Origin of the sequence: Tenacibaculum aestuariivivum, assembly GCF_964507685.1 — a bacterium.
Lineage (GTDB): Bacteria > Bacteroidota > Bacteroidia > Flavobacteriales > Flavobacteriaceae > Polaribacter > Polaribacter aestuariivivum.
Map to the genome: position 1 here is coordinate 1,371,569 of NZ_OZ208414.1, position 15,299 is coordinate 1,386,867.

General features: G+C 29.0%; 17 protein-coding genes. 15 read left to right on the forward strand and 2 right to left on the reverse strand.

Features of this window, described 5'->3' with window-relative positions:
* Window positions 1-92: 92 nt before the first annotated feature.
* Window positions 93-947 carry a hypothetical protein gene (locus ACN5J4_RS05980; protein ID WP_418649109.1) on the forward strand — a complete coding sequence of 285 codons (855 nt, stop codon included), beginning with the start codon at window positions 93-95 and terminating at the stop codon, window positions 945-947.
* A gap of 14 nt (window positions 948-961) precedes the next feature.
* Here ACN5J4_RS05980 and ACN5J4_RS05985 read toward each other — a convergent pair whose 3' ends face one another.
* A complete protein-coding gene (locus ACN5J4_RS05985) occupies window positions 962-1,444 on the reverse strand; it encodes a retropepsin-like aspartic protease (protein WP_418649110.1) in 483 nt (160 codons plus the stop codon).
* A 34-nt stretch (window positions 1,445-1,478) separates the two neighbouring features.
* Between ACN5J4_RS05985 and ACN5J4_RS05990 the strand changes: the two genes are divergently transcribed.
* Window positions 1,479-2,243: a TatD family hydrolase gene (locus ACN5J4_RS05990; protein WP_418649111.1), complete on the forward strand. Its 765-nt coding sequence runs from the start codon at window positions 1,479-1,481 to the stop codon at window positions 2,241-2,243.
* Window positions 2,236-2,718 carry a methylated-DNA--[protein]-cysteine S-methyltransferase gene (locus ACN5J4_RS05995; protein ID WP_418649112.1) on the forward strand — a complete coding sequence of 161 codons (483 nt, stop codon included), beginning with the start codon at window positions 2,236-2,238 and terminating at the stop codon, window positions 2,716-2,718. The genes ACN5J4_RS05990 and ACN5J4_RS05995 overlap by 8 nt, the downstream gene beginning before the upstream one ends.
* 164 nt (window positions 2,719-2,882) lie before the next feature.
* Here the strand turns inward: ACN5J4_RS05995 and ACN5J4_RS06000 are convergent, their stop codons facing one another.
* Window positions 2,883-3,335: a nucleoside deaminase gene (locus tag ACN5J4_RS06000; RefSeq protein ID WP_418649113.1), complete on the reverse strand. Its 453-nt coding sequence runs from the start codon at window positions 3,333-3,335 to the stop codon at window positions 2,883-2,885.
* Between the two features lie 63 nt (window positions 3,336-3,398).
* On the opposite strand from ACN5J4_RS06000, the gene ACN5J4_RS06005 reads away from it, so the two are divergent.
* The 12 genes from ACN5J4_RS06005 to ACN5J4_RS06060 all read left to right on the forward strand — a co-directional run bounded on the left by ACN5J4_RS06005 (window position 3,399) and on the right by ACN5J4_RS06060 (window position 15,296).
* A complete protein-coding gene (locus ACN5J4_RS06005; protein WP_418649114.1) occupies window positions 3,399-4,166 on the forward strand; it encodes a UDP-2,3-diacylglucosamine diphosphatase in 768 nt (255 codons plus the stop codon).
* Window positions 4,167-4,290: 124 nt separating this feature from the next.
* Window positions 4,291-5,280, forward strand: a complete 990-nt coding sequence (locus ACN5J4_RS06010) for an AAA family ATPase (protein ID WP_418649115.1) — start codon at window positions 4,291-4,293, stop codon at window positions 5,278-5,280.
* A 78-nt stretch (window positions 5,281-5,358) separates the two neighbouring features.
* The gene (locus ACN5J4_RS06015; RefSeq protein ID WP_418649116.1) at window positions 5,359-5,688 is read left to right on the forward strand and encodes a hypothetical protein; all 330 of its coding nucleotides are present in this window, start codon (window positions 5,359-5,361) and stop codon (window positions 5,686-5,688) included.
* Window positions 5,688-6,551, forward strand: a complete 864-nt coding sequence (locus ACN5J4_RS06020; RefSeq protein ID WP_418649117.1) for a DUF58 domain-containing protein — start codon at window positions 5,688-5,690, stop codon at window positions 6,549-6,551. The genes ACN5J4_RS06015 and ACN5J4_RS06020 overlap by 1 nt, the downstream gene beginning before the upstream one ends.
* 29 nt (window positions 6,552-6,580) lie before the next feature.
* Window positions 6,581-7,498 (forward strand): hypothetical protein, encoded by a 918-nt coding sequence (locus tag ACN5J4_RS06025; protein ID WP_418649118.1) that lies wholly within the window; start codon window positions 6,581-6,583, stop codon window positions 7,496-7,498.
* A complete protein-coding gene (locus ACN5J4_RS06030; RefSeq protein WP_418649119.1) occupies window positions 7,485-8,492 on the forward strand; it encodes a vWA domain-containing protein in 1,008 nt (335 codons plus the stop codon). The genes ACN5J4_RS06025 and ACN5J4_RS06030 overlap by 14 nt, the downstream gene beginning before the upstream one ends.
* Window positions 8,493-8,494: 2 nt before the next feature.
* The gene (locus tag ACN5J4_RS06035) at window positions 8,495-9,541 is read left to right on the forward strand and encodes a VWA domain-containing protein (RefSeq protein ID WP_418649120.1); all 1,047 of its coding nucleotides are present in this window, start codon (window positions 8,495-8,497) and stop codon (window positions 9,539-9,541) included.
* Between the two features lie 7 nt (window positions 9,542-9,548).
* Window positions 9,549-10,397, forward strand: coding sequence for a tetratricopeptide repeat protein (locus ACN5J4_RS06040; RefSeq protein WP_418649121.1), 849 nt, complete (start codon window positions 9,549-9,551; stop codon window positions 10,395-10,397).
* A gap of 43 nt (window positions 10,398-10,440) precedes the next feature.
* Window positions 10,441-12,216 (forward strand): BatD family protein, encoded by a 1,776-nt coding sequence (locus ACN5J4_RS06045; protein ID WP_418649122.1) that lies wholly within the window; start codon window positions 10,441-10,443, stop codon window positions 12,214-12,216.
* Window positions 12,216-12,968 (forward strand): tetratricopeptide repeat protein, encoded by a 753-nt coding sequence (locus tag ACN5J4_RS06050; RefSeq protein ID WP_418649123.1) that lies wholly within the window; start codon window positions 12,216-12,218, stop codon window positions 12,966-12,968. The genes ACN5J4_RS06045 and ACN5J4_RS06050 overlap by 1 nt, the downstream gene beginning before the upstream one ends.
* A gap of 40 nt (window positions 12,969-13,008) precedes the next feature.
* Entirely contained in the window at window positions 13,009-13,323 is a 315-nt protein-coding gene (locus ACN5J4_RS06055; RefSeq protein WP_418649124.1) for a hypothetical protein, read from the forward strand.
* Between the two features lie 104 nt (window positions 13,324-13,427).
* On the forward strand, window positions 13,428-15,296 hold the full coding sequence (locus ACN5J4_RS06060) for a SulP family inorganic anion transporter (RefSeq protein WP_418649125.1): 1,869 nt from the start codon (window positions 13,428-13,430) through the stop codon (window positions 15,294-15,296).
* The last annotated feature ends 3 nt before the right edge of the window (window positions 15,297-15,299 follow it).

Sequence of the window (15,299 nt, forward strand, 5' to 3'; positions counted from 1 at the left end):
GTAATTTAAAATTACGAGCCTTTTTTTGTTTTTAAAATCTTTTAAGCATACTTTACATGATTATAATTCAGAATATTTAAAGCCTTATTCAATTGATATTACAAATACTACTTTCTATTATTAATATACTTTTAAATCCTTTTTCTTTTTTACAATTTATAATACTTTCATCTAAAAAAAAAGCTTATTTTTTCACAAAAGAAGAAACCAATGTTACTAAACTTAAAGTAGGACCTTACCTACTTTTTTCTTTTGGATACCTAACAATTATACTTGGTATAACTTACCTATGTAATTTTTTTGTCGATTTTAATTTTTGGGAAGTTTTTGTTCCTAAAAACATATTTGTTTCGGCAATTACTTGGTTCGTAACAGGGTTTACTTTACGTGCTTATTTAAAAGGAATGGAAGGTAATATTATGGGATTTATCTTTTTTCCGATGCTTGCTTTAAGTATAATAACCTTATTTATTTTGAGTTTTTCTGATATTTTATCATCACATAAATTTTTAAGCTTTAGTTTTCCTGTTTTAGAAATCAATTTTTGGATAAGATTATTATTACATTCTTTTATGCCTTTTTATATTTTGATATATCTAAACTCCAATAATAAAACCGAAAAACAAGATTTTCCAACTTCTATTTTGAGTATTTTAATACTCCAAATGTTATTCTTTACTGTTAATTGGATATTTGTTTATCTCTTTGGTAGTTCGATAAACCTATCACAATTTTTAGGCGAAGGACAAACTATTATTTATTATTTACCAATATTAGGAGGTTTTATATATTGTGTTTTATTCTATATATCAAAAATAATTCCCGTTAAAAAAAGGAAAAATAACTACTTAGAAACTATCTCTTTGTATAGCGTATTTATAACTTTTGGACTTATTATTTTAGAAGTAATCAATTACATCAATTTAATGATTCCTTTTTTTCGATAAATAAATTCAAACTTTTAAAATGGGACTTTAAATAATTTTTTACGTTTCTTTTTCTTTAACTTTTTCAAATACAGTAGTTTTTTATCATAATCGATAAATGCTTTTCCACTATATAAAATATCAGCACCAATAATTCCGTCTACTTTTTTAGCTTTATGTTGAGTTAAAGCAGTGTTTACATGTGTTAAATCAAACAATACTAAATTACATTGATTGGTTTGCCACTTTCCAATTTTTAACGAATTATGTTCCGATTTTTGAGTTTCCATATCTGTTGCCCCTGCTCCTGCTGCTTTTACTTCACTTTCTTCGGATATCAATTTAAATCGCTCTATTAAATCTAAGCCAACACATGAATTTGAGGCACCTGTATCTAAAATAAAAGTTCCTTTTACACCGTTAATTTTAGCTTTCAATTCCAAATGATTCGTTACCATTTTTTTAAGCTTTATCTTAGTATATTTCTTTTTCTTTAATATCTTTTTCAAACTTCCCATTTCTCGTACTTTTGCTTATTGTAAATATACATAAATGATTACTGATACACATACCCATTTATATTCTGAAGAATTTGACCAAGATAGAAACGAGATGATACAGCGTGCAAAAGATGCAGGAGTATCTCGTTTTTTTATCCCAGCAATCGATAGTTCATCAACAGAAAGAATGCTAGACTTAGAAAAAAAACATCCAAACGAGGTGTTTTTAATGATGGGTTTACACCCGACTTATGTAAAAGAAAATTACAAAGAAGAACTTGTACATGTAAAAAAATGGATTGACAAACGCTCTTTTTATGCTATTGGTGAAATTGGAATCGATTTATATTGGGATAAAACCTTTGTAACGCAACAACAAGAAGCTTTTAGAACTCAAATTCAATGGGCAAAAGAAAAAAAATTACCGATTGTAATTCATTGTCGTGATGCTTTTGATGAAGTTTTTGAAGTATTAGAAGGTGAAAAAGGTGATGATTTATTCGGGATTTTTCATTGTTTTACAGGAACACTAGAACAAGCAAAACAAGCAATTTCTTACAATATGAAGTTAGGAATTGGCGGAGTTGCAACTTTTAAAAAGGGTAAAATTGATAAATTTTTAAATGAAATAGACATAAAAGATATTGTTTTAGAAACCGATTCGCCATATTTAGCGCCAACGCCTTACCGAGGAAAACGTAACGAAAGCGCTTACATAACCAACGTTGTTGATAAATTAGTAGACATTTACGATTTAACTTTTGATGAAATTTCAGAAATTACTACGCAAAACTCTAAAGATATTTTTAGTGTCTAACACACAAACTACATATTACAAAACTCCCATAGGAACTGCCAAAATTGTTGGTAACCAAAACGGAATTCAATCGGTTTCAGTTGTAGATGAACAAATTAATTCTTCAACTGAAATCCCGATTTATTTACAAAAATGTGTTACCCAATTATCCGAATATTTTGCAGGAACACGAACAACTTTCGATTTAAAATTAAATCCGCAAGGAACAGATTTTCAACAAAAAGTTTGGGCAGAATTATTAAATATTCCGTTTGGAAAAAGCACCACTTATTTACAGCAAACAAAACAATTAGGAAATCCCAAAGCAATACGAGCAGTTGCTTCAGTAAACGGCAAAAATCCAATTTGGATACTAATTCCATGTCATCGAGTTATCGGTTCAGATGGTTCGTTAACAGGATACGCTGGCGGTATTTGGCGAAAAAAATGGCTTTTAGAACACGAAAGTGGCTTAAAACAACAGACCTTATTTTAATGTTTTCATCAAAAAGAAATATAAAAAAGATAATTTGAAGCAATTTCCCGCTTTCCGCACTCGCTTTTTTTATTTTTTTTTAAAAGAAAAAAAACAAAAAAGAGCTCAAACAATTGCTTCAATCGGGGCTAGAAATACAGCTATTATTTTATCTTTTTAAAAAATCAATTTAAATTTCGTTTTTCGATAAAAAACTTCTTCAATAAAAAACTACATTCTTCTTGTAAAACCCCTGATATAACTTTAGTTTTAGGATGTAGCTTAGTTTGTAACACGCTATAACCTAATTTTGGTTCGCTAGCTCCGTACACAATTTTACCAATTTGTGCCCAATAACTTGCCCCTGCACACATTTGGCAAGGTTCAAGCGTTACATATAAAGCACAATCTTTTAAATATTTTCCGCCTAAAAAATCAGCAGCAGCCGTAAAAGCTTGCATTTCGGCATGTGCCGTTACATCGGTTAACGTTTCGGTTAAATTATGCGCTCGAGCAATTATTTTATCTTTAAAAACAATAATAGCACCCACAGGAACTTCCCCTTTATCAAAAGCCATTTCTGCTTCTTCTAAAGCTTTTTTCATAAAGTAAGTATTATCAAAAGGATTTATTTCCATGGTATTGTAAGCGTTTTTAACAAAAGTAGCTCAAATTAGTTATTTTTACCAAAAATTACACCTTTGATTACAATTAATACTACTCAAAATAAAAAAATCTATTTTGCTTCCGATCAGCATTTAGGTGCGCCAACAGCTGAAAAAAGTTTTCCTAGAGAACAAAAATTTATCCGTTGGTTAAACGAAGCAAAACAAGATGCCGAAGCTATTTTTTTATTAGGTGATTTATTTGACTTTTGGTTTGAATATAAAACCGTAGTTCCTAAAGGATTTGTACGTGTTTTAGGAAAACTTGCCGAAATTAAAGACAGCGGAATTCCTATTTATTTTTTTGTAGGAAATCATGATTTATGGATGACCGATTATTTTGAAAAGGAATTAAATATTCCTGTATATCATACATCACAAATATTTAATATTGATGGAAAAACCTTTTTAATAGGTCATGGAGATGGATTAGGACCTCATGACAAAGGTTATAAAAGAATGAAAAAAGTATTTACTTTTCCGTTATTTAAATGGATGTTTCGTTGGTTACACCCTGATTTAGGAGTTCGTTTAGGACAATATATGTCTGTTAAAAACAAACTTATTTCTGGCGATGATGACGCTAAATTTTTAGGAGAAGATAATGAATGGTTAGTTCAATATTGTAAACGAAAATTAGAAACAAAACACTACGATTATTTTGTTTTTGGACACCGTCATCTTCCACTAGAAATTAAATTACAAAAAAACAGTAGCTATATAAACACTGGTGATTGGATTAAGTATTTTACCTACGCTATTTTAGAGAACAAAAAACTATCTTTAAAAGAATATAAAAAATGATTTTACTTAATTAAACACCTACTTGTTTATTCATTTTTTTATCTTTAACCATACTTTAACACGTGTTATTTTCTTATTATTGTAGCTTTGTTACATAAATTATAATAATAATATTTCAATTACTATGGATGTAGATGTAAGAGCTATTAATGAAAAGGTAGAAAGAGAAAGCGCTTTTGTTGATTTATTAACTAGCGAAATGAATAAAGTTATCGTTGGTCAAAAACACATGATTGACCGACTACTTATTGGACTTCTTGGAAACGGGCATATTCTATTAGAAGGAGTACCTGGATTAGCAAAAACATTAGCTATTAATACGCTTGCTAAAGCTGTACAAGGTAGCTTTAGTCGTGTTCAATTTACGCCTGACTTGTTGCCTGCTGATATTGTAGGTACAATGATTTATAACGTAAAAGAAAATGATTTCACTATTAAAAAAGGACCCATTTTTGCAAATTTTGTTTTAGCTGATGAAATTAACCGTGCACCCGCTAAAGTTCAATCTGCATTATTAGAAGCAATGCAAGAGCGTCAAATTACCATTGGTGATGAAACTTTTAAACTACAAGAGCCTTTTTTAGTAATGGCTACTCAAAACCCTGTAGAACAAGAAGGAACATATCCGCTACCCGAAGCTCAAATGGATCGTTTTATGTTAAAAACAGTTATTGATTATCCAAAAATTGAAGACGAGCAAATAATTATGCGTCAAAACCTTAACGGAACTTTTGGAAAAATAAACCCTGTTATTTCAGTAGATCAAATTATAAAAGCTCGTGAAATTGTTAACGAAGTGTATATGGATGAGAAAATTGAGAAATATATTCTTGACATTGTATTTGCTACTCGTTATCCTGAAAAATATAATTTAGAAAAACTAAAACCTTTAATTAGCTTTGGAGCCTCTCCACGTGGTAGTATTAACTTAGCAAAAGCAGCTAAATGTTACGCATTTATAAAAAGAAGAGGATATGTAATACCAGAAGATGTACGCGCAATAGTAAACGATGTACTACGTCACAGAATAGGCGTTACATATGAAGCCGAAGCAGAAAACATTACATCACTTAATATTATAGATTCTATTATTAATGAAGTACAAGTTCCTTAATATATAACCCAGTCATAGCAAAAATCTCTATCTACTACACAATTATTTTGAGAAAATTTTACATTTTAAAAAGCTATTATGACATTTAAATTAACAACATATAAAACATTAAAAGGAATAAGAAAAATTTTAGAATTAAAAGAAAAGAAAAATACTGAAGCTATTATATATAAAGATGATATTCCAAGTTTTTATGTAGATTGCTTTGATTTAAAAACAGAATCAAATGTAATTATGAATAGTTTAGTACTATGCAAGCAACAAAGTATGAGTAATGTAATTAAGGAGATTGGAAGAAAAAACAATGTAAATTTACACATACCAGTGGCACCTCTTTTATCTTATGAAAAAAGTGCTGAGTATACAGAGTTAGAGCTTCCTCCCCTACCTGAATCTTGGCTAAACTAATGGAAACAAAAGAGTTACTAAAAAAAGTTCGTAAAATAGAAATCAAGACACGTCGCTTGTCTAATCATATATTTGGAGGAGAATACCATTCAACCTTTAAGGGGCGTGGTATGACTTTTTCTGAAGTACGTCAATATCAATACGGAGATGATATTAGAGCCATTGATTGGAATGTTACGGCACGCTATAACGAACCTTATATAAAAGTTTTTGAAGAAGAGCGTGAACTAACTATGATGTTGGTGGTAGATGTTTCAGGTTCAGAATTTTTTGGGACTTCTAATCAGTTTAAAAAAGATACCGTAACTGAAATTGCAGCAACACTTGCTTTTTCAGCTATTCAAAACAATGATAATGTTGGCTTAATTTTATTTTCTGATCAAATGGAACTTTTTATTCCTCCAAAAAAAGGAAAAAGTCACGTTTTACGAATCATTAGAGAGTTAATAGAATTTAAACCAAAAAGTAAACAAACAAATATTAGTGAAGCGTTAAAATTTTTATCAAACATTATGAAAAAGAAAGCTATTGTTTTTATACTTTCTGATTTTATGGATGATAATTATGAAAAAACACTAAAACTAGTTGGAAATAAACATGACGTAACTGGTATTCGTGTATATGATAAACATGATGAAGAAATTCCTAATTTAGGAATGGTACCCATGGTAGATGCTGAAACAGAAGAAACATATTTAGTAAACACAAGTGCAATATCAGTTAGAAATCAATACAAAGCAAACGCATTGCGATTAGCTGATTATTTTGAAACTACTTTCAAAAAAAGTGGTGCAGGAACTATAAATACTCGGGTAGATGAAAGCTACGTGAAAAAATTATTAGGCTACTTTAAAAGAAAGTAATAACTATCTATTTTAATTGACAGTAAAAAATGAAAGCCAAATTACTTTACATATTCTTATTTATTTATTGCGTTGGATTTGCACAATCTAACAAAATACAAGTTGAAATTGATACGACTAATATTCGAATTGGAGAACAATTTGAATATAAAATTTTGGTAAATGAAACCGAAAATGTAATTATTTCTAAATTAGAAAACTTAAAAGGATTAGAAGTTGTTGATAGTTTAAAAATTGATACTATTAAAAATAAGCTAGTTAAAAAATATATTTTAACTGGTTTTGACAGTGGTGCATTTTACATACCCCAACAACAAATTTTCATTAAAAACCAAGCCTATTTAACTGATAGCTTACTTATTAATGTAGCAACAATAGCTATTGATACTACAAAAATAAAAAAATTCCCTATAAAAGGAATAAAAGGAGAAGCATATCAGTTTAATGATTTTAGAAACTATATATGGTGGGCATTAACCATACTTACAATAAGTATTTTACTACTTTATTTCTTTGTTTTCAAAAAGAAAAAAGAAGCAAAAGAAGAAATTATTATTCCTTCTTTACCACCTTATCAAGAAGCTGTAGAAAAACTACAGCAGTTAGATAAAAAATTACTTTGGCAAAACAATCAAACCAAAAAATATTATAGCGAATTAACAGCAATTATAAGAGGGTATATTGAAAGAGAATTAAAACTACCTGCTTTAGAAATTACAACAGATGAATTAATTGCTATTTTAGATGATTTGAATAACATTAAATCAATAGAAACAGATGGCGTCACTGTTTACAAGTTAAAAAAATTATTACAAGAATCTGATTTAGTAAAATTTGCAAAATCAAAGCCTATTGCGCATCAAATTGAACAAGACCGTAAAGATGCTAAACATATTATTGATAATTTAAAACCTAAAAAAGAAGAAATAGAAGATGAAGTGGAATAACTTTGAGTTTCATAGTCCTGAATTTTTATGGTTGCTCATATTAATTCCGTTATTGGCTTTCTGGAATTTCTATTCTAGAAAAAAAGACACAGCACAATTAACAATATCTAGCATTAAAGGTTTTAAAGTAAATAGAGGCATTTTACCTAAATTAAAACCATTATTGCACTTACTACGATTAACAGCTTTAGCTTGTTTAATTATTGCTTTAGCAAGACCAAGGAATGTAGCCGTTAGTAAAAAAACTAAATCTAATAAAGGTATTGATATAGTTATGGCTATTGATGTATCAGCAAGTATGTTAGCTAAAGATTTAAAACCAAACCGATTAGAAGCACTTAAAAAAGTAGCAATCGATTTTGTAAATCGTAGACCAAATGACCGGATAGGTATAGTAGCTTATGCAGGAGAAAGCTTTACTAAAACACCTATTACTAGTGATAAATCTATTATAAAAAGAACATTATCTGAAATTAAATGGGGACAACTAGAAGGCGGAACAGCTATTGGAATGGGTTTAGGTTCGGCAGTAAATAGGTTGAAAGAAAGTAAAGCTAAAAGTAAAGTAATTATTCTTTTAACTGATGGTGTAAATAATGCTGGTTTTGTAGATCCAAAAACGGCAACAGAATTGGCTAAAGGAAATAATATTAAAGTATATACTATTGGTATTGGTACAAATGGTATGGCACCTTTTCCATGGGCAAAGGATCCTAGAACAGGAAAAATTTCATTTAGAAATCAAAAAGTAGAAATAGATGAGAAATTACTAAAACATATTGCTAAAGAAACCGATGGAAAATATTTTAGAGCAACTGACAACTCTAAATTAAAAGCTATTTATAGCGAAATTGATGCACTAGAGAAAACAAAAATAGAAGAATTTAAATATTATAATTATACTGAAAAATATCGATTATTGGTATTCATTGCTGGTATATTTTTGTTACTAGAATTCTTATTAAAAAACACACTATTTAAAAGTTTTATATAAGTATGTTATATAGATTAGAAGAACCGATATATTTTTATCTGTTTGTAATTATTCCATTACTAATTGTTGTTTTTTTATTAGTTTTATGGTGGAAAAAACGCACTCAGAAAAAATTTACAAACGCTAAAATGTTAGCGAAAATAGCACCAAACTCATCTACATTTAAATCAGTTTTAAAATTGATTTTCTTTATAGTAGGTATCTCTTTTTTAATTATTTCGTTGGTAAATCCTAAAATGGGAACCAAACTAAAAACAGTTAAAAGAGAAGGTGTTGATGTTGTTTTTGCTTTAGATGTTTCTAAAAGTATGTTAGCAGAAGATATTGCACCTAATAGATTAGAAAAATCAAAACAAATTATTTCTAAAATTATTGACAAACTAGGTAGCGATAGAGTAGGTGTTATTATTTATGCAGGAAACGCCTATCCGTTATTACCTATTACTACCGATCATGCAGCAGCTAAAATGTTTTTACAAAATGCCAATCCTGATATGGTATCGAGTCAAGGAACCGCTATTAATGAAGCATTAAACTTAGCTAAAACATATTATAATAACGACGAACAAACCAATCGTTTTTTAATTATAATTTCTGACGGTGAAGATCATCAAGAAGAAACAAAACAACTTGCCCAAAATATTTCAAATGATGGTGTAAAAGTATATACCATTGGGGTTGGCACAGAAAAAGGTGGGCCTATTCCAATAAAACTAAATGGGGCACTTGTTGGTTATAAAAAAGATAGAAAGGGTGAAACTGTTATTACCAAAAGAAAGCCAACTATTTTACAAGGTATTGCAGATGCTTCAAATGGTAAATACATTGATGGTAATAAAACAGACAATCCAGTTAATATTATTGAAAAAATTATAACCAACGCACAAAAAAGCGAATTCGAAACAAAGCAATTTTCTGATTATAAAGATCAGTTTCAATGGTTTTTAGGCATTGGACTACTTTTTTTAATTATCGATTTGTTTTTATTCGAAAGAAAAACAAAATGGATTAAAAAAGCTGACTTGTTTAACGAAGCATCAAAAAAATAAATTAAAGATGAAAAGTTTACACTATGTTTTATTTTTAGTACTATTATTTACAATAATTGTAAATAGTAATGCGCAACAAGACACCTTAAAACTACAACGTGAAGCTAGAGTATTGTTGAGAAATGGTAATAAATTATATAATAAACAAAAGTTTGACGATGCGGCTATTTTATACCGTAAAGCACTAGATAAAAACAGTAGCTATGGTAAGGCAAACTATAATTTTGGCAATACCCTATATCAACAAAAAAAGTACAAAGAGGCAGTTACTCAGTTTGAAGTTACAACTAAAACAGCATCCGATAAATTTACAAAGGCAGAAGCTTACCATAACATAGGAAATGCTATGATGGAACAAAAACAGTTTCAACAAGCTGTTAATGCATATAAAAATGCGCTACGAAAAAATCCTAAAGACGATGAAACTCGTTATAACTTAGCCGTTGCTCAAAAACAATTAAAAAAAGAGCAACAAAGTAACAAGGACAACAAGGACAACAAGGACAACAAGGATAACAAGGATAACAAGGATAACAAGGATAAGAAGGATAAGAAGGATAAGAAAGGAGACGATAAAGAGAAAGAAAACCAAAATAAAGAGAAAGAGAAAAAAGACGGCGATAAGAATAAGGAAGACGATCAAAAAAAACCTGAAAAGAAAAAAGAGGAAGGTCAACCTAATAAAGACGACCAGAAGGATGAAAAACAAAATCAGCAACCACAGCAAGCAAAAATGTCTGCTGAGCAAATGAAACAATTACTTGAAAGCTTAAATAACGAAGAGAAAAAAACTCAGAAAAAAATGAATGTTAAAAAATCGAAAGGAAGAAAAGTAAAACAAGAAAAAGATTGGTAGTTTTCCAATTTTAAATCCTTACTAATTTTTTACCTTTTAAAAAATGAAAATGAAATTAAAATTACATATACTATTATTACTATTAGGATGTTTTTTATCGTTAGTTGTTAATGCACAAAATCCTATATTAAAAGCCACTGTTAGTAAAAATAAGTTAGGTGTCAATGAACGTTTGCGTGTTGAATTTTCAATTAGTAAACAAGGAGCTGATAATTTTACCGCACCTAACTTTAAAAATTTTAATATTGTTGGAGGGCCAAGCCAATCAGTAAGTCAATCGTGGATTAATGGAAAGGCCAGCTTTAAAAAATCCTACACTTATATAATTCAACCTAAACAAAAGGGAGAATACAATATACCATCAGCAAGTATTGAAATTGATGGTGAAATAATAAAATCATCACCAATAAAAATTATTGTTTTAAGTGCAGCTGCTATTACTAAAAATCCTAACGACCCTAATTATATTGCACAACAAAATATTCATTTGGTTGCTGAATTATCAAAGCATCAACCTTATGTTGGAGAGGCTATTTATGTTGAATATCGATTGTATTTTAGTGAAAACGTAGGTATTTATGATAATGCTATTACACAAAACCCTCAATATAATGGTTTTTGGAATCAAGAAATTAAAAAAAATGGTACACCTGTAAAAATGGGTATGTATAATGGTGAACGCTATAGGTATGCAACATTACATAAAGCTCTTTTGGTGCCTACAAAAGATGGTAGGTTAACTATTGACCCTATGAAAATGGATATTATTGTAGCAGTACCTACGGGTCGTGCCGATTTTTTTGGAAACGTTATTACAAAACAAATACAACGAGAATTTTCATCTGCTAAAAAAGTAGTACAAGTAAAACCATTACCACTTCATAATAAGCCTGAAAATTTTACAGGTGCTGTTGGTCAATTTTCTTTTAATGTTTCACTAAGTAAAAATACTTTAAAAGCTAATGAGTCATCTCAAATAAAAGTAAGCGTTAATGGTAACGGGAATTTAAAATTATTTGAACTTCCTGAAATAACAACACCTAAAGAACTTGAAGTTTATCAACCCGAAAGAAAAGAAAATGTTAGTATTACAACTAGCGGATTAAAAGGGTCTGTTTCTAATACATATACCATAGTACCCGTTTTTAAAGGAAAATATAAGATTCCAAAAACTAGTTTTTCTTATTTTAACCCTAAAGAAAAAGTATATCAAACTATTACAACAGATGATTTATATGTTAATGTTTTAGAAGGAAAAGCCTTACCTGTTACCACTGAAACACCTACATCAACCAAACAAAATATAACAATTAAGGGTAATGATTTTAAATATATTCAAACTTCAACAACTTTTAAACCAATAAAAACATCAACGTTTTTTAAGTCGAGTCTTTTTTATGTTTTATTATTTTTACCGTTAATAGCTATTCCTTTTGTTATTTTTCTTAAAAAGAAAAAAGAAAAAAATGATGGAGATATTTTAGGAAATAAACAACGAAAAGCAGATAAATTAGCGAAAAAATATTTATCAGAAGCAGCTAATAAGCTAGGTGATAAAGCTGCTTTTTATGAAGCATTAGAAAGAGCTTTACATAATTTCTTAAAAGCAAAATTGACTATTGAAACTTTAGACATTAGTAGTGATAAAATAACTGCCATACTACAAGAAAAAAAAGTTGATAAAACAATTATAAATAAATTTACATCTGTTTTAAATGATTGTGATTTTGCTAGATATACGCCTATTACAAACGTACAAATGCAAGAAGAATACGAAAAAGCAAAACAAGTTATAACTCAATTAGACAAGCAACTATAATGAAACAAATTATTGTACTATTATTGTTTATTATATCAAGTATTTCATTAGGTCAAACAAATGATGAACTATTTAAAAATGCTAATACTTTTTATAAAAAAGGTAACTATAAAGAGGCTATTAAATTATATGAAAAAATTGAAAGCGGAAAAAACGTTTCATCAGAACTATATTATAATATAGGAAACACTTACTACAAGCTAAATAAAGTAGCTCCTGCTATTTATAATTATGAAAAAGCACTTCAATTAAACCCTTTAAATGAAGATGCACGAAATAATTTAATAATAGCTAAACGTTTAACTTTAGACAGAATTGAAGAATTACCTTTAACTATTCTTCAAAAAATAAATAAAAATTTCTTGCAAAAATTAAGCTATACGAATTGGGCTATACTTGTTATAATTTTTTCATTTTTAGCTTCAATTCTATTTTTATTTTATTACTTCTCAGATGCTCCAAATAAAAAAAGATTATTTTTTATAACTAGTATTGTAACTTTTTTAGTCGTTATAATTAGTTTATGTATTACGTTTTCTCAATACAATCAATCTAAAAGTAATATTGAAGCCATTATTTTTTCAGGGCAAAGTATTGTGAAAAATGCACCTACAAGTGATGCAGATGAGATTTTCATATTACATGAAGGTACTAAAGTTAAAATACTCGATACTGTTGATACTTGGTATAAAATTAAACTAAATGATGGAAAAACAGGTTGGATGTTAGCTGAAAATTTAAAGCAATTATAACAATTCAAATCTAAAAATTTAGGTATTTTTGTTGTTATAGATGGCTGAATTATTTAAACACAACTATTTCAAATATTTTCTTTTAGTATTAATTGTACTAAAGGGTATTTTTGTTGTTGCTCAAAATATAGATGCTATAAATACTATTGAAATTTGCTATCAGCTAGATACTGATGATTTTGAAAATGAAAGTGAAGATAGAAAAGAACTAGATGAAAGTGAAAAAATTAATCAATTATTTCGTATTGTTTATCATTTTGATCGAAACAAGGTAAATAATAATTATATAACAATCTTCAAAAAATACAAAACTCAGTATTTAGAGTTTACTACTCAACCCCCTGAATTACTATAACTTCTTATTGATTTAATAAGCAATCTTAACTTTATTAAGATTGCAAACATTTTTTATAATCTTTTTTAGTCAAAAAAGATCAAACAATTTATTATATATAACTTATGAAAAAATTATTCTCAAATTTTAAAGGAGATTTATTTGGAGGTATTACTGCCGGAATTGTTGCTTTACCCCTAGCTTTGGCTTTTGGTGTATCTTCTGGACTTGGGCCAAGCGCTGGTTTATACGGTGCTATTTTCATTTCCTTCTTTGCGGCGTTGTTTGGAGGTACAGACACACAAATTTCGGGTCCAACTGCACCGATGACAGCAGTAAGTATGGTCGTAATTGCAGGTCTTGTTGCAGTAAATGATGGAGATATAACAAAAGCACTACCTGCTATTTTAACAGTATTTTTACTTGCAGGATTATTTCAAATTGGTTTAGGAATTTTAGGACTTGGTAAATACATACGATACATACCATACCCTGTTGTATCAGGTTTTATGACTGCCATTGGTGTAATTATTTTAGTAACACAAATTTTACCCGCAGTTGGTTATTATGCAAAAGAAGATGCTCAATTTGTTCAACAATTTAAGCCTCAAGCTGAAGAGTTAATACTAGAAAATATTTTAAAAGATGAAGCCGGTAAAGGTATTTTAGTTCTTGAAAACTTTAAAGAAACGATTAAAAGGGCTGAAATTACAACACAAGCAGATATTTTAAAAGAAAGTAAAACTTTAGCAGGTAAAGAAGCCTCTGGTGTTTTAGGTACTTTTAAAGTTTTACCTAGAGCAATAAAAAATATTAATTGGTTAGAATTTATACTAGCCTTAGGAACCATTTTTATAATCTACGGATTTAAAAAAATTACTACAGCAGTACCAAGTACACTTGTTGCTTTAGTTGCTATGACTGCTATTGCATTAGGTTTTGGGTTAAATTATCGCCCTATTGAAGAAATTCCAGGAGGGTTTCCAATTCCGAATATGGGAATTTTTACAAATTTTAACCTATCTAATATCACTCCATATATTTTTACAGCTTTAACACTATCATTATTAGGAGCTATTGACTCATTATTAACATCAGTCGTTGCTGATAATATGACAAAAACAAAGCACAAACCAAATAAAGAATTAATTGGTCAGGGTATTGGAAACACTATTGCTGCGGTTTTTGGAGGTATTCCTGGTGCAGGTGCTACGATTCGTACAGTTGTAAATATTAACTCTGGTGGTAAAACTAAGTTATCAGGTATGGTTGCGGGAGTTATGCTATTAGTTATCTTACTCGGTTTAGGGCCTATAGCATCTAAAATTCCTGCTGCTGTTTTAGCAGGTATATTAATTACTGTAGGTATTGGCGTGATGGATTACAAAGGCTTAAAAGCTATTCCATTTTTACCTCGTGACGCCAAAATAGGACCTTTTAGAATTAGTTCTGAAGTTATTATTATGATAGTTGTAATGCTATTATCAACTTTCTGGAACTTAGTTTATGCTGTAGGTATTGGTTTAGTAATTGCTTCTTTAATGTTTATGAAAAAAATTGGTGATCTTACAGCTGAACGTTCAGATGTAAAGTCATTAGATGAAGAAACTTGGGAAGATGAAATAAATTTTCCTCAAAACTTAAAAGAAGAAGTTTTTATAAAACACATAAAAGGACCATTATTTTTTGGGTCTACCAGTAATTTCCAAGCCCTTTCATTACAAATTCCAGATACCGCATCTATAGTAATCATGCGTTTAGGAAGAATGCAGTATATGGATCAATCAGGCTTATATGCAATGGAAGACATGTTACAAGATTTAAAAGCTAAAAATATAAACGTTTTATTTGTTAATTTATTAGAGCAACCAAAATACATGATGGAAAGAATTGATATTATTCCTGATTTTATTCCTAATGAACATATATTCAAATCATTTGATACATGTATAAAATGGGTAAAACAAAATGTAAAAGACGATTATAAAAATTAAAAA

What these genes read in the sequence shown, in the direction of transcription:
- ACN5J4_RS05985 (WP_418649110.1), bottom strand. Translation starts at nt 1,444, where the DNA reads ATGGGAAGTTTGAAAAAGATATTAAAGAAAAAGAAATATACTAAGATA.
- ACN5J4_RS05990 (WP_418649111.1), top strand. Translation starts at nt 1,479, where the DNA reads ATGATTACTGATACACATACCCATTTATATTCTGAAGAATTTGACCAA.
- ACN5J4_RS06000 (WP_418649113.1), bottom strand. Translation starts at nt 3,335, where the DNA reads ATGGAAATAAATCCTTTTGATAATACTTACTTTATGAAAAAAGCTTTA.
- ACN5J4_RS06010 (WP_418649115.1), top strand. Translation starts at nt 4,291, where the DNA reads ATGGATGTAGATGTAAGAGCTATTAATGAAAAGGTAGAAAGAGAAAGC.
- ACN5J4_RS06015 (WP_418649116.1), top strand. Translation starts at nt 5,359, where the DNA reads ATGACATTTAAATTAACAACATATAAAACATTAAAAGGAATAAGAAAA.
- ACN5J4_RS06020 (WP_418649117.1), top strand. Translation starts at nt 5,688, where the DNA reads ATGGAAACAAAAGAGTTACTAAAAAAAGTTCGTAAAATAGAAATCAAG.
- ACN5J4_RS06025 (WP_418649118.1), top strand. Translation starts at nt 6,581, where the DNA reads ATGAAAGCCAAATTACTTTACATATTCTTATTTATTTATTGCGTTGGA.
- ACN5J4_RS06030 (WP_418649119.1), top strand. Translation starts at nt 7,485, where the DNA reads ATGAAGTGGAATAACTTTGAGTTTCATAGTCCTGAATTTTTATGGTTG.
- ACN5J4_RS06035 (WP_418649120.1), top strand. Translation starts at nt 8,495, where the DNA reads ATGTTATATAGATTAGAAGAACCGATATATTTTTATCTGTTTGTAATT.
- ACN5J4_RS06040 (WP_418649121.1), top strand. Translation starts at nt 9,549, where the DNA reads ATGAAAAGTTTACACTATGTTTTATTTTTAGTACTATTATTTACAATA.
- ACN5J4_RS06045 (WP_418649122.1), top strand. Translation starts at nt 10,441, where the DNA reads ATGAAAATGAAATTAAAATTACATATACTATTATTACTATTAGGATGT.
- ACN5J4_RS06050 (WP_418649123.1), top strand. Translation starts at nt 12,216, where the DNA reads ATGAAACAAATTATTGTACTATTATTGTTTATTATATCAAGTATTTCA.
- ACN5J4_RS06055 (WP_418649124.1), top strand. Translation starts at nt 13,009, where the DNA reads ATGGCTGAATTATTTAAACACAACTATTTCAAATATTTTCTTTTAGTA.
- ACN5J4_RS06060 (WP_418649125.1), top strand. Translation starts at nt 13,428, where the DNA reads ATGAAAAAATTATTCTCAAATTTTAAAGGAGATTTATTTGGAGGTATT.